This is a genomic window from Halomonas sp. R57-5 (assembly GCF_900070345.1).
In the GTDB taxonomy this organism is placed as follows: Bacteria; Pseudomonadota; Gammaproteobacteria; order Pseudomonadales; family Halomonadaceae; genus Vreelandella; species Vreelandella ventosae_B.
Genome location: NZ_LN813019.1, coordinates 4,209,588 through 4,224,067 on the forward strand (window position 1 = coordinate 4,209,588; position 14,480 = coordinate 4,224,067).

9 protein-coding genes are annotated in these 14,480 nt (G+C 57.7%); 1 reads left to right on the forward strand and 8 read right to left on the reverse strand.

All coding sequences use genetic code 11. The annotated features are described in order from the left end of the window. Positions 1–22 precede the first annotated feature (22 nt). The 8 genes from gltB to pilM all read right to left on the reverse strand — a co-directional run bounded on the left by gltB (position 23) and on the right by pilM (position 11,668). Entirely contained in the window at positions 23–4,465 is a 4,443-nt protein-coding gene (gene gltB, locus HALO_RS19130) for a glutamate synthase large subunit (RefSeq protein ID WP_050713873.1), read from the reverse strand. Between the two features lie 519 nt (positions 4,466–4,984). Beyond that, the gene (aroB, locus tag HALO_RS19135) at positions 4,985–6,091 is read right to left on the reverse strand and encodes a 3-dehydroquinate synthase (RefSeq protein WP_035576772.1); all 1,107 of its coding nucleotides are present in this window, start codon (positions 6,089–6,091) and stop codon (positions 4,985–4,987) included. Then, positions 6,088–6,666, reverse strand: coding sequence for a shikimate kinase AroK (gene aroK / locus HALO_RS19140; protein WP_035576771.1), 579 nt, complete (start codon positions 6,664–6,666; stop codon positions 6,088–6,090). Before aroK ends, aroB begins: the two co-directional genes overlap by 4 nt. Beyond that, positions 6,666–8,738, reverse strand: a complete 2,073-nt coding sequence (pilQ, locus tag HALO_RS19145; RefSeq protein WP_092490871.1) for a type IV pilus secretin PilQ — start codon at positions 8,736–8,738, stop codon at positions 6,666–6,668. Before pilQ ends, aroK begins: the two co-directional genes overlap by 1 nt. Before the next feature lie 13 nt (positions 8,739–8,751). After that, complete coding sequence (locus tag HALO_RS19150) at positions 8,752–9,315, reverse strand: pilus assembly protein PilP (protein WP_035576768.1); 564 nt, start codon at positions 9,313–9,315, stop codon at positions 8,752–8,754. Next, positions 9,312–9,971 (reverse strand): type 4a pilus biogenesis protein PilO, encoded by a 660-nt coding sequence (locus HALO_RS19155; protein ID WP_035576767.1) that lies wholly within the window; start codon positions 9,969–9,971, stop codon positions 9,312–9,314. The genes HALO_RS19150 and HALO_RS19155 overlap by 4 nt, the downstream gene beginning before the upstream one ends. Beyond that, positions 9,968–10,540: a PilN domain-containing protein gene (locus tag HALO_RS19160; RefSeq protein ID WP_035576765.1), complete on the reverse strand. Its 573-nt coding sequence runs from the start codon at positions 10,538–10,540 to the stop codon at positions 9,968–9,970. The genes HALO_RS19155 and HALO_RS19160 overlap by 4 nt, the downstream gene beginning before the upstream one ends. 66 nt (positions 10,541–10,606) lie before the next feature. Next, on the reverse strand, positions 10,607–11,668 hold the full coding sequence (pilM, locus tag HALO_RS19165; protein ID WP_035576763.1) for a type IV pilus assembly protein PilM: 1,062 nt from the start codon (positions 11,666–11,668) through the stop codon (positions 10,607–10,609). A 205-nt stretch (positions 11,669–11,873) separates the two neighbouring features. On the opposite strand from pilM, the gene HALO_RS19170 reads away from it, so the two are divergent. Beyond that, the gene (locus HALO_RS19170; RefSeq protein WP_050713875.1) at positions 11,874–14,399 is read left to right on the forward strand and encodes a penicillin-binding protein 1A; all 2,526 of its coding nucleotides are present in this window, start codon (positions 11,874–11,876) and stop codon (positions 14,397–14,399) included. Positions 14,400–14,480 lie beyond the last annotated feature (81 nt).

Below are 14,480 nucleotides of genomic sequence, written 5' to 3' on the forward strand. Positions count from 1 at the left end.
CAGCGTGAGGGGCATAAGCGGGTTATTGCGGCTGACGCCGAGACTGATCCAGCAAACTACCTAAGCTTGCCGCTTTTGGCTTCACCAGCCAGAAGTGGCGCGCATAGTCGCTGAAGTCTTCCAAAATAGCCGCCCCACGCGCCGAACCCGTTGCAGCCACATAGGCTTCGATCATTTCACGCAGGTGACGACGATACGCCTCCATGGCCTCTGTGTTAACGCGGTGAATCTCGACCAGCTCGTGGTTGTACTTGTCCACGAAGGTGCGTTCTTCATCCAACACATAGGCAAACCCACCGGTCATCCCCGCGCCGAAGTTCACGCCGGTTTCGCCAAGTACGCAGACCAAGCCGCCGGTCATATATTCGCAGCAGTGGTCCCCCGCGCCTTCAATTACCGCTGAAGCACCGGAGTTACGCACGGCAAAACGCTCGCCTGCGGTACCGGCCGCAAACAGCGTACCGCCGGTGGCACCGTACAGGCAGGTGTTGCCGATAATGGCGGTTTTATGGCTCTCAAACTGGCTGACTTTAGGTGGCACAATCACGATACTGCCGCCGTTCATGCCCTTGCCGACATAGTCGTTGGCGTCACCTTCCAGGTAGAGGTTCAGGCCACGGGCGTTCCACACCCCGAAGCTCTGCCCCGCCACCCCGGTAAAGCGGGCGGTGATCGGCGCAGCTTCCAGACCCTCTTCGCCATAGCGCTTGGCGATGGCGCCGGACGTTAACGCGGCCACGCTGCGGTCACAGTTGGTGATGGTGAAATCAAACTCACCGCCTGACTGGTTTTCGATAGCGTCTTTCAAGGCCGCCAGCACTTCCTGATTTTTGGCCCCCGGATCGTGAGGTACGTTACGGCTGACCTTGCAGAACTGCGGCGCGTCTTTAGGTACAAAATCATTGGCCAGCAGCGGCGTTAAGTCGAGCTTACGCTGAGAAGGCGTATTACCTTCCAACACTTCCAGCAGGTCAGTACGTCCAATTAGATCGGTCAGCTTGCGCACACCCAGCGCTGCCATCAGCTCGCGCACTTCTTCAGCGATAAAGCGGAAGTAGTTTTTGACCATATCCACGGTGCCGCGGAAGTGCTCGCCGCGCAGGAAATCATCCTGGGTGGCCACACCGGTGGCGCAGTTGTTGAGGKGACAGATGCGCAGGTACTTACAGCCCAGCGCTACCATCGGCGCGGTACCAAAACCGAAACTTTCAGCACCCAGAATCGCTGCTTTAACAACGTCTAAGCCGGTTTTCAGGCCGCCGTCGGTCTGCAGGCGAATCTTGTCACGCAGGCCATTGATACGTAGCGCCTGGTGTACTTCCGGTAGCCCCAGCTCCCAGGGCGAACCGGCGTGCTTGATGGAGGTCAACGGACTCGCCGCCGTGCCACCGTCGTAACCGGAGACGGTAATCAGGTCGGCGTAGGCTTTGGCAACGCCGGTCGCGATAGTGCCGATACCCGGCTCAGAAACCAGCTTCACCGACACCTGGGCTTCAGGGTTAACCTGCTTAAGGTCAAAAATCAGCTGAGCCAAGTCCTCGATAGAGTAGATATCGTGGTGGGGCGGCGGTGAAATCAGCGTCACGCCGGGCACCGCATAGCGCAGCCGGGCAATCAGTTCGTTCACTTTACCGCCGGGCAGCTGACCACCTTCGCCGGGCTTGGCGCCCTGGGCGACTTTGATCTGCAGCACTTCCGCATTGACCAGGTAATGTGGCGTCACGCCAAAACGACCGGAGGCGATTTGCTTGATCTTCGAGCTACGCACCGTGCCGTAGCGTGCCGGGTCTTCGCCGCCTTCCCCTGAATTGGAGCGACCGCCCGCTTCGTTCATGGCCTGGGCCAACGCTTCGTGGGCTTCTGGCGACAGCGCACCAAGCGACATGCCCGCACTGTCAAAGCGTGGCAGCAGCGCTTCAACCGGCTCGACCTCGTCAAGTGGCAACGGCGTTTCAACCGGTTTGAGCTTGAGCAAATCGCGGATGGTGGCTACCGGGCGCTCGTTCACCAACTGGGCGAACTTCTTCCACTTGGTGTAGCTGCCCTCTTGAACCGCGGCCTGAAGCGACATCACCACATCGGGGTTATAGGCGTGGTACTCGTGGCCGTGAACGTATTTGAACATGCCGCCTTGGGAGATTCCTTTGCGGGGAATCCAGGCATCTTTGGCCAGCAGCGCCTGCTGCATCTGCAGCTCGGCGAAGCCGGTGCCTTGGATGCGCGATGCCATGCCGACAAAGCACATATCCATAACTTCATCCGCCAGCCCCACGGCTTCAAACAGCATCGAGCCACGGTAAGAAGCCAGCGTCGAGATACCCATTTTTGACAGGATCTTGAACAAACCTTTTTGCAGACCTTTGCGATAGTTCTCGCGGCCATCCGCCGGGTTACCGGTCAATTCGCCTGTACGKTGCATATCCGCCATTACCTGGTAGGCAAGCCACGGATACACCGCCGTAGCACCTACCCCAAACAGAACCGCCATTTGGTGGGCGTCCCGGGCGTAGCCGGTTTCCACCACAATATTGGCATTGGGGCGCAGCGCCAAACGACCTAAGTGAGAGTGCACGGCACCCACCGCCAAGGCAGCCTGAATCGGAATTAGGCCTTTCGCCAGCTCGGCATCGGTGAGCACCAGGATCACTTTACCGGCGCGCACTTGGGCTTCGGCTTCTTTACACAGCGCTTTAAGCGCTTGGTGCAGGCTCTGCTGCTCCGGGTCGTAGCCCAGCGACAGCGTATAGCTGGCGAAGGCCGGGTCGTCCTGGCTGACCAGCGCAGTAAATTTACGCGGCGACAGCACCGGCGTGGTCAAAATCAAGCGGTGCGCATGCTCAGGCGTGGCTTTAAAGACGTTCAGCTCAGCGCCACAGCAAGTTTCCAGCGACATGACGATCGCTTCGCGCAGCGGGTCAATGGGCGGATTGGTGACCTGGGCAAACTTCTGACGGAAGAAGTCCGTCAACAGGCGCGGACGGCTCGACAGCACCGCCATGGGGGTATCGTCGCCCATTGAGCCAACGGCTTCCTGGCCGCTCTCCGCTAGCGGGCGCAGCACCTGATCGCGCTCTTCAAAACTGACCTGGAACAGCTTCTGCTGAACATTGAGCGCATCGGCATCCATGGTTTGGAAACGCGCCAGCTCGGTTAGCGCCGACTCCAAATAGCTGGCTTCCTGCTTTAGCCAACGCTTGTAGGGGTAGGCAGATTTTAGCCGTTCATCAATATCGGTGGTGTGAAGCACTTCGCCAGTTTGGGKATCAACCGCCAGCATCTGCCCAGGCCCAACGCGGCCTTTGGCGACGACATCTTCAGGCTTGTAGCCGTAGGTGCCCGTTTCCGAGGCCAGGGTGATATAGCCGTTTTTGGTAATCACCCAGCGCGCCGGGCGTAGTCCGTTTCGGTCGAGCATACACACCGCTTGGCGGCCGTCGGTCATCACTACGCCCGCCGGGCCGTCCCACGGCTCCATATGCATGGAGTTGTATTCGTAGAAGGCACGCAGCTCGGCGTCCATGGTTTCGACGTTCTGCCAGGCAGGCGGCACCATCATGCGCACCGCACGGTGCAGCTCCATCCCGCCGGTGAGCAGCACTTCCAGCATGTTATCCATGCTTGAGGAGTCAGAGCCGGTGGTATTGACGATCTCGTCCAGTTCGGCGATATCCGGCAGCCGCTCATTGACGAAATTCGCCTTACGCGAGTTCGCCCAACCGCGGTTGGCTTCAATGGTGTTGATCTCACCGTTGTGTGCCAGCAGGCGGAATGGCTGCGCCAATGGCCAGCGCGGTGCGGTATTGGTCGAGAAGCGCTGGTGGAAAACACAGATAGCAGTTTCCAGACGCGGGTCGTTCAAGTCCTGATAGAACGCCGGTAGATCTTCCGGCATCACCAAGCCTTTATAGGAGACCACTTCTGACGACAGGGAAGCGACGTAGAAGTCCGCTTCGTCGCGCAGTGCCTGTTCGGCACGGCGGCGGGCCATAAAGAGGTCAACATCGAAGTGCTCGCCCTGGCCTGGCTGCACAAACAGCTGGCGAATGCGCGGCAGGCAATCCAGCGCCATGGGTCCACAAACGCTCGGGTCTGTGGGCACATCGCGCCMGCCCAGCACGTTGAGCCCGCGTGCTTCCAGCTCGCGGGTTAGGGTATCGCGGGCATGCGCTTCACGGGCGTCATCGTTGGGTAGAAAAACGACACCCACGGCAAAGCGTTCGCCAAGCTCAGTATCAAACGCCTCTTTGGCCAGTTCCTGCATAAAAGGCGTGGGCATTTTAAGTAGCAAACCACAGCCGTCGCCGGTCTTTCCGTCGGCAGCGATACCGCCCCGGTGGGTCATGCAGGTCAGGGATTCAATGGCAGTTTTCAGCAAGTCGTGGCTAGCCTGGCCTTCCATATGGGCAATCAGGCCAAAACCACAGTTATCGCGAAACTCGCCAGGCTGGTGAAGACCTCTATTCATGGGCGTGCCTCTACTAGTCAGCGTATTTTTTTAGCAGCGTGCTTATGGTATAAAGGACGGTTTCGCTTTTTTTATGGTGCTTATAACCTGCCCAGAATGGGGTGTTTCCCACGTTCGCTGCCGCAACAAAATGGCCGGTCAGCATAGCGATTGGTAACCACTTTGCGCAATCTCTTGGCACCTACAACGTTAGAGAAACTCTTTTCAAATCCGGTATTTGCATTCTCATTCAAGGAAAAAATACATATACTTCAAACACTTGTAATCATACAAAACGCTATTTTAACGCTTTTTATTTTCCATTAAACTTTAGTCTAAATAGGGCTCACGCACCCATGCCGATAGCGCATAAGGCATGCGGATTATATAGAAACACTGTTCTACTACTTGGCTGAAAAATAACGCTGCGCGCATGCAAAACTGCCCTCATTAACGCGCCTGGTTTTACACGGCGGCTAATGAGGGCTGGGCCTCTCTCTTAACTAGAACGCGCTTTAATGAGCTTGCGACTGTCGTTGCTCAGCGGCGCGGATAGTCATCAAGCAGCGTGCGGAGAACGTCTACGGGCGTAGCATCGCTGACGCAGGCATCGCCTAGGGCGTTAAGCAGCACCAGGCGCAGGCGGGTGTCGATATTTTTCTTATCCAGCCGCATACGGGCTAAAAAGTCATCGCTGGTCATATTCGCCGGGGCCGCTAACGGCAGTTCGGCGCTCTCGATCACCGCCAGGCTGCGTGCCAGGGCCGCATCGTCAATCCAGCCTAAGCGATGAGACAGCGTTGCCGCCATGGCCATGCCCGCGCCCACGGCTTCGCCGTGTAGCCAATTGCCGTAGCCCTGGTGGGCCTCAATGGCGTGGCCAAAAGTGTGGCCCAGATTAAGCAACGCCCGGACGCCCTGCTCGGTTTCATCTTCGGCGACAATGTCCGCTTTGATTTGGCAACTGCGCGCTATGGCGTCGGCGACAATCTCCGGCACCACATCCAGCAGCGCGGCCATATTGGCTTCTAACCAGCTTAAAAACGCTTCATCACGAATCAAGCCGTACTTGATCACCTCGGCCATCCCCGCTGCGAGCTCACGGCGGGGCAGGCTCTTAAGGGTGTCGATATCCACCAGCACGGCTTTGGGCTGCCAGAAAGCGCCGATCATGTTTTTACCCAGCGGATGGTTAACGCCGGTTTTACCGCCCACGGAGGAATCCACCTGGGAAAGCAGCGTGGTGGGCACCTGGATAAAGGCCACGCCACGCTGATAAGAGGCGGCGGCGTAGCCGACCATATCGCCAATCACCCCGCCGCCCAAGGCGATCAGGGTGCAGCGGCGGTTAAAACCGGCCTCCAGCAGCGCATCCCAAATGCGGCTGACCTGATCAATCGTTTTGTATTGCTCGCCATCGGGGAGCACCACGGTGCGAACATCCAAGTGATCCGGCAGGCTGGTGCATAGCATTTCCAGGTAGAGAGGCGCGATCGTCTCGTTGGTCACCACCATCACCTGCTGTCCGGCCAGGTAGGGGGTCAACATATCGGCACGGCCCATCAGGCCGGTAGCAATATGAATCGGGTAGCTGCGCTCTTCTAGGGCAACGTTAAGCGTGCGTTGCGCGCTAGCGGTCGAGGTCATGGGGATACCTTATGATTAAACGTTCCAGCCGACGATGATGGGGATTCAAGCGGGTCTACCAGCCGATGGACCCGGCGCAGGATTTCATTGACCACCGCCCTGGGGCTGCGGCGGTCGGTGCGCACGGCAATATCCGAGGTGGCTCGATAGAGTGGATCGCGCTGGGCGAACATGTCGTTGAGCACCTGCTCGCGGTTAGCGCACTGCAGTAGCGGCCGGTTACGATCTTTCGCCGTCCGTTTGAGCTGCTGGTCGACAGTGGTCAACAAGTAGACCACCGTGCCCCGCTCGCGCAGGGCACGGCGATTCTCTTCGCGCAGCACCGCGCCGCCGCCAGTGGCGACCACCACCGGAGAGAGCTGGGTTAACTCATCGATCATATGAATTTCCCGCAGTCGAAAGCCCTGTTCGCCCTCCACATCGAAAATCCACGGGATATCAGCCCCGCAGCGGTCTTGGATGGCGTGGTCACTGTCGTAAAACGGACGCGCAAGCTCGGCCGCCAGTAGGCGACCAATGGTGCTTTTGCCAGCCCCCATGGGGCCTATGAGAAATAAATTGGGTAAATCCTGCATCAGCGAACCGTTAAGCCATCGTCTAGGAGTCGTGGAGTAATAAAGACTAACAACTCTMCCTTCTCATTGCTCTCTTCGGTATAGCGAAACAGTCTACCGAACAAAGGAATATCACCCAAAAGCGGTGTTTTGGCGATTTGGCGCAGCTCTTCGGTGGTCAAAATACCACCTAACACTACCGTTTGGCCGTTATCTACCAGCACTTGGGTCTCAATCTGGTTGGTATCAATCGGCGGCTCGCCGCCAAATTCCGATTCTCGGAAACTGTCATTTTTGATCACCAGATCCATAATAATGCGGTTATCCGGCGTGATTTGCGGAGTGACTTCCAGCGAGAGTTCGGCTTCTTTGAACTCGGTATCCGGATTATCGTTGCCATCCACGCTCTGGAAGGCGCGCTCTTCACCCTGGCTAATGCGCGCGGTGCGCTGATTAGCGGTAATAATTCTGGGCTGTGAAATGGTCTGGCTTTTACCTTCACTCTCTAGCGCGCGCAGCTCTAAATCCAGCAAAATATCGCCGGATAAATAGCCAAAGCTAAAGCCGGTGCCTGGCCCGGTGGCCTCCCCCAAATCTACAGCTAAGCCGCCCTGCGCGCGGTTGATACCATTAGGATTGATATCGCGTCGACTGAAGGTGCCGTCAACCCCCTCTTGAAAGCCGCGGGTGCTCGACACACCCCAGTTAATGCCCAGTTCACGGGAAGCGGTGTCTCGAGCGATCACAATGCGGGCTTCTATTTGTACTTGGCGGACGGCGACATCCAAACGATCAATGATACGCACAATATCGCGCACCTGTTCGGCGGCATCCTGCACCAGCAACGTATTGGTGCGCTTATCAACGCTGACACGACCACGCTCGGTGAGAAGTCCAAAGCCATCCTCATCACCACCGCGCAGCAACTGGGCTAAATCTTCGGCCCGGGAATACTTGATCTCGATAAACTCGGTGACCAGCGGCGAGAGTGTTTCACGCTGGTTGCGCGCCTCTAGCTCCTGGCGTTCAAAGTCAGCCAGCTCACTGGCGGGCGCCACGACAATCACATTGCCCTGCTCACGGCTCGATAACTGCTGGCTTTGCAGAATCAGTGCCAACGCCTGATCCCAGGGAACATCATTTAAGTTGAGCGTCACGCGCCCCGTTACGCTATCGCTGGCAACTAAGTTTAGCCCGGTAAATTCGGCCAGCGTGGCCAGCACCGAACGCACTTCGATATCCTGAAAGTTAAGACTCAAACGCTCGCCGTTGAAGCGTTCACCTGTCGCTTCAGAGGGTTGTGACTGTTGGCTGGCGGGCTGCACTTCCACCGTCAGCGTACGGCCACTGTGCGAGGAGATCATCGCATAAGCGCCCTGGATGGCGATCGCTAACTGGGTGTCGCCTTGGCTGGCGCGGGGCGTAATCCGCGTGATGGGGGTCGCAAAGTCGGTGACATCGTAGACCTGGTTAAGCGCGTCAGGAATGGCCACATCGCTCAGGCTCACCAGCACCTGGTCGGGGGCCCCTTCCCGCACGTTGGCTTCGACCCCTTCGCGATCAAAGGTGACTAGCAACCGACCGGCGCCGTCTGCGCCGCGGCGAAAATCAATATTCTCAATCTGCGGCCCTTCGTCGGTTTCAAGCCCCGCTGAAGCGATGCCAGGCGATGAGCTAAGCGAGCGGCTGGCATCTGAAGTAAAGGTAATACGTAGACGATCATCCAGCACGCTAGACGTGAACGCCTGAGGCTCGCTGAGATTGACCACCAGGCGAGTACGGCCATTGCCCTCCAAGGCGGTAATCTGCGCAATGCCAAGACGATTAACGTTAATGCGCCGGTTATCGAGCCCACTTTGGGTCTCTGCCAAATCCAGCGTCACTCGCGGCGGAGAGTCCAGGCGATAACTCCGCAGCGCGGGCACGTCGCCGGTGAAATGCAGGTCAAGGTAGGCTCCAGCGTTCTCGGCGGGCAGGACGTCAATATCTGTCAGCACCGCGGCAGCCGCCAGTGAAGGCAACAGTAAACATAGTGCGAAACATAGTGCGGCCATGGCCATAAAAAGAGTCATTCGCCAAGCTGTAACTGCCATGAGCTATTTCCGCTTACTGGTTGTTTTCGTTAATGACCAGCGACACCTGCCGCTCCTGCCAACCGTCCTGCTGGGTGAACACTCGCTCGGTAACACGTATTTCTTGTGCCCTGATCTCGGCGATACGCCCATAGTCGGCGCCCATATAGTTGCCCTCTTTGGCGCTGGTCACATTGCCATCCGGCGAGGCAATCAATGCTACCTGCCGCTCCCCCATACGCATGGTACCGACCAATCGCAGCTCTTGCAGCGAGAAGCGCTCCAGCGGCTCTGGGGCGCGCTGCGGATCAGGCGCAAGGGCGCCCTCGCCTCGATCAGCGCCGCCCTGAGCAATCGCGTCGGGGGGCAAAAAAGGGCTACGTCCGTCGCTATATAAATAGGCCAAATTCTGGCTTTCGGGCAGCGCGATAGCCACAACCGGCGGCTGCCCGCCTGGGGACTGACGAATATCGGCCAGCGTGCCATCAAGCTGCGCTAGGTCGGCGTCCGCACAGCCTGTCAGTAGCGCCACTGAGGCCGCCAGCGTGATAATAGGCGTTACCCTTACCGCCAGCAGTGCCGTCGATTTAGCTCTCATGGCGCGTCCGCCCCCTCGCTGGAGGACGGGTCATCCTCCTCCACATAGCGGTAGGTGCGCGCGAGTAACGAAAGGCGCAGCGTGTCGCCACGACCATCAACGGGCGCCAAGGTAAAATCGTGCTGGGTCACCATACGCGGCAGCGCGGCAATATCGGCACTAAAATGCGCCAATTGGTGATAGCCGCCGCGCACCTGTATATCCAGCGGCTGCTCGGCATAATGGGCCTGGGTTTGTGTTGGCCGCAGTCGAATCGTTTCAATGGTCAGATGATTATCAACGGCGGCATCGAAAATGCTATCGAGTAGCGAGGGAATTTCCGCCTCGGTGGGCAGCATGGTGCGCAAACGCCCCAGCTGACCTTCCAGGGTCACCAACTGCTCGCGCATTTCCGGCAGAAAGGCCGCTTGCGAGGCTTTACTGCGGTATTCGCTCAGCAACCTGACTTCTTGGCGCTGGGCGGCCATCAAAGCTTCGCGCTGCTCGCTCACCACTAACCACATCATGACACTCAGTGCGGCCAGCAGCGCCAGACAGCAACTCAACACCTTTAATAGCCATGGCCAGCTACCGGCCTCTTTAACGTCTAGATCCCGCCAGTCAACAGCGCGCAGGCGCTGCCACTCAATCGCCCACTGTTCGCGGTTAAGCGTCATGGAAGCGCCTCCTCAACGCCTTGCGGAAGCGCTGCAGCGGTCTGTTCCACATCAAAACGAAACACACGGCCTGAGCCGTTTGGCTCACTTTCGACCGCCGAGAGCGAGGGCACGCCTAAACCCGGCAGCGCAGCAATTCGGCGCAGCTGTTCGGAAACCTGGCGATCGCTGCCCGCCACCGCGGTGACGCTCACGCTGCCACCATTTTTCGCTAAGCGTTGATAAATAACGCCATTAGCCACGCTCTCCGCCACGTCGTTAAATAGCTGTACGGCATCCGCTCGTTCTGACTGCAACGTTTGGAAGACGGCGATCTGCTCGCCTAACCGCTCGGCATCGCTGGCGTAACGTGAAACGCTGGCGATATCGGCATTAAGACGCTCAATATGGCCGCTGATGTAAGCATTACGCTGCTGCTGGGCCGCTAATTTAAACTGGTAGAGCTGAGAGATCAGCAGGCCAAGCACCACGCCCAGCGCCAGCATAGCCGCCACAATCACATAAAATTTGCGGGTTCGCCTTTCACGCTGGACTTCCCGCCAGGGCAGCAGGTTAATGTTCATGCTCATCGGCTAATTCTCACTAACTAATTCTTACTAACTAAGCCTCACTAACTAACTCTCACCAACTAGCTCTCATTGACTCACCCTCATGGCCAAGCCACCCGCGGTGAGCATTGCCGGAGCATGGTTGCTCAATGCCTGAAGGTTTAAGCGCTTATTGACCTGCATGCGCTGAAAAGGGTTAGCAACAGTCACCGACATACCACTATCTTCAGCAATGCGCTCGGCAAGCCCTGGAATCACGCTTGACCCGCCCGCCAGCACAATGTGCTTTACCTCTTGCTGACGCCCGGCGGTGTAATAGAGCTGCAAGGAGCGCCCCACCTGCTGCACCACGGTTTCCAGAAACGGGTTGAGCACCCGCTCATGGTAATCACCGGGCAGCCCGCCACGCTTTTTGGCGAAGCCGGCTTCTTCCATGCTCAGGTCGTAGCGGTCACGAATGGCATCGGTGAGTTGACGGCCGCCAAACGCCGTGTCGCGGGTATAGACGATATGCCCACCACGGACGACGTGAAAGGCATTCATATTAGCGCCAATATCCACCAACCCAATGCAGGCGGTGGGATCATTCTCCACCTTTAGCTGGCGACGCAGCTCGGCGAGCGAACGCTCCATAGCAAAGGTTTCCACGTCTACCACCGCGGGCTCTAAGCCAGCCCGCTCCAGCGTGTCGGTGAGCTGGGTCACATCCTGCTGCCGACAGGCAACCAGCGCTACCTGCTGCTGCTCATCGTCAAAGGGCGCCGGGCCCAGGCACTCAAAATCAAACGCCACTTCATTGAACGGAAACGGAATATGGCGGTCTGATTCGGCCACGATATGTTCTTCGATCTCCTCTTCACTTAACCCGATGGGGAAGCTCAGCGTTTTGGTAATCGCGGCACTGGCGGGAACGGCCACCGCCGCTTTACGGGTAGAGGGCTTGGCGTGCTCCACTGCACGGCTAAGCACACTGGCGACGTCATCAATATCGCGGATACGCCGTTCCACGACCGCTCCTTCGCGCAGGGGACGTACGGCATAGCTTTCTACTTGGTAATTATCGTGGCACTGTTTAAGCTCAAGCAGCTTGACGGTCGCCGAGGTAATATCGACGCCGATCAACCCTTTAGCAGATTTTAGAAAGCGCATATTGGGGTTTGGCTCCACCTGCTTGTCGCCCGTTTGTTACATATGGTTTGAGGTTACATTATTTTTAATTTAGTCACACGCGAACCAACTTAGCGCATATCAACACTGGTGGCCGCCGCCTCAGGTTCCTATAATGGCTGCCAATTGCATGATACGGCCGCTTAGATGCCGATCTTTTTTATTCTTCCCAGGGTGTTTTTCGTACATGACGTTTCTTCGAACCCTTATTGTGTCGCTGTTTTTCCTCATTGTGTCGTTGGTGGGCGCCACCGCCTTAGCCGTGATTGGCGCCGCCATTTACTTTGCCCCAGGATTGCCCGACGTTCGCCAACTGCAGAATTTCGAACTAAGCACCCCGCTGCGAATTTTTACTCAAGACGGCAAATTGATTGGCGAATTCGGTGAAGAGCGCCGCATGGCGATCAACTTTGACGAAATTCCACAGGATATGATCGACGCCTTGACCGCCGCTGAAGATGCCAGCTACTTCGACCACGCCGGCGTCGATCCGCGTGGTTTGGCGCGGGCCATGCTTCAACTGACGATGAGTGGCGATATTCAATCCGGCGGCTCGACAATCACCATGCAGGTCGCGCGTAACTATATGCTGACGCTGGATCAGACGTTTACGCGTAAAATTCGTGAAATCCTGCTGGCGCTGCAAATGGAGCAGATACTCAATAAAGAGGAAATCTTCGAGCTTTACGTGAACAAGATTTTCCTGGGTAATCGCGCCTACGGTATCGCTGCCGCCGCCGAAACCTACTACGACAAACCACTCGCCGAGCTTAGCCTGGCGCAAACAGCCATGATTGCCGGCTTACCCAAGGCACCGTCTGCCTTTAATCCGCTGGCTAACTCCGAGCGTTCGTTGATTCGTCGTAACTGGATCCTATTCCGCATGCGCGAGCTGGGGCATATCGATGACGCCACCTATCAAGCTGCCGTTCAGGAACCCGTCACCGCCCGTCGTCACTACACGCAAGCAGAAGTCGATGCCGCCTATGTCTCTGAAATGGCCCGTCAGTATGCGGTGGAGCGCTTTGGCGATGAGGCTTACACCGGCGGCTATCGCGTTTACACCACCATCGATAGCGAGCTGCAGCCCTTTGCCCGCCAAGCGCTGGCCAATGGGTTGGCTGCCTACGATCTGCGCCATGGCTGGCGCGGGCCAGAGCAGAGTGATATTGCCGCCAGCCTTCTCGAAGCCCAGGAGCAAACCGCGACCCAAGGCCTAGAAGAGGAGCTTTCCGAGTCGCCCGAGATTCGCCAGACCGCCCGCCAAGCCGCCCAGCGCAGCCAGACGGAAGTCGAAGGCATCGATGGCGACGTGAGCAACTGGGTTCAGGTGCTTGAGCGCACGCCCAACTATGGCCTGCTTCAGCCCGCCATTGTGGTAGAGAGCAGTGGCCGTGAAATGCAGGTACTGACCCGCGACGATGGCCTACAGACGGTTGGCTGGGACGGCTTGAGCTGGGCACGCCCTTACCTGAGCCCGCGTAGCCGTGGCGCCGAGCCCAGTTCGGCGGAAGAGATTGCTGTACGCGGCGACCTGGTACGCGTCATTGAGAATGAAGATGGCTCGCTGCGCCTCTCTCAACAGCCAGACGCTGAAGGCTCGTTGGTCGCTCAAGACCCGCAAACCGGCGCTATTCTGGCACTTCAGGGCGGTTTTGATTTTAACGCCAGTAAGTTCAACCGCGCGGTACAGGCACGACGTCAATCGGGCTCAATCTTCAAACCGTTTATTTACTTAGCAGCTCTGGCAGAGGGAGAGATGAMCGCCGCCAGCGTGGTTAACGATTCGCCCGTGGTACTCGACGACGGCAGCAATTCGTTGTGGCGGCCGGTCAACTCTAGCCGCGATTTCCAAGGCCCTATGCGCTTACGTCCGGCCCTCGCCCGTTCGCGTAACCTGGTCACTATCCGTGTGTTGCAAACCATGGGGCTGGATTACACGATTAACTTCTTGGAAGGTTTCGGCTTCTCTCCTACCCAACTCCCGCGCGGCTTATCATTAGCGCTAGGTAGTGCGAGCTTAACGCCGATGGAGATGACTAACGCCTATGCAGTACTCGCCAATGGCGGCTTCCAGGTGTCGCCTTGGTTTATTGAGCGGGTAACCCGTGACGATGACAATGAAGTGATCGATGAAGCTACACCACAGGTGGCATGCCCCAGCTGTGCCGAAGACCAGGAGACGGTGGAAATTGATGGCCGCGAATACCCGATCGCCAAACGGGTAGTCGACCCGGCGGCTGTTTATATCCTGCGTGATATGCTGCGCGACGTTATCACCTCGGGCACTGGCCGCGGTGCATTAAGCCTTAACCGTGACGATATCGTCGGCAAAACCGGCACCACCAACAGTCAGCGTGATGCCTGGTTTGCGGGCTTTAATAGCGATCTGGTGACCACAGTCTGGGTGGGTAAGGACAGCAACGAAACCATCTCTGAGTATGGTGCTCAGGCCGCGCTCCCCATTTGGGTAGAGTTTATGGGGGATGCCCTGGAAGGTACGCCAAGCGCCGTGCCCGAACGCCCTGAAACGGTGGTCACCGCGCGCGTAGATCCGGACACCGGCCAACGCTTAGCGGACGGCCAGTCTGGCGGGATTACCGAGCTGTTTCATCAGGATCATCTGCCGGATTACCAGCAGCGCCGCATTAGCCGCGAGCTGGAAGAAGCCAGTGGTTCCGAGGGTTCAGGCACCGCTGAGTCGATCTTCTAACTCGATCTTCTAAACCAGCCAATGCCGTAGCACACCAAACAAATGGCCCACCAAGCAAAAGGCCCGGAGATTATCTCTCCG

Bases quoted from the DNA above. Each gene is read 5' to 3' on its own strand.
- HALO_RS19160 (WP_035576765.1), bottom strand. From the start codon at position 10,540: ATGAGCATGAACATTAACCTGCTGCCCTGGCGGGAAGTCCAGCGTGAA.
- aroB (WP_035576772.1), bottom strand. From the start codon at position 6,091: ATGACCTCGACCGCTAGCGCGCAACGCACGCTTAACGTTGCCCTAGAA.
- aroK (WP_035576771.1), bottom strand. From the start codon at position 6,666: ATGCAGGATTTACCCAATTTATTTCTCATAGGCCCCATGGGGGCTGGC.
- HALO_RS19150 (WP_035576768.1), bottom strand. From the start codon at position 9,315: ATGAGAGCTAAATCGACGGCACTGCTGGCGGTAAGGGTAACGCCTATT.
- HALO_RS19155 (WP_035576767.1), bottom strand. From the start codon at position 9,971: ATGACGCTTAACCGCGAACAGTGGGCGATTGAGTGGCAGCGCCTGCGC.
- pilM (WP_035576763.1), bottom strand. From the start codon at position 11,668: ATGCGCTTTCTAAAATCTGCTAAAGGGTTGATCGGCGTCGATATTACC.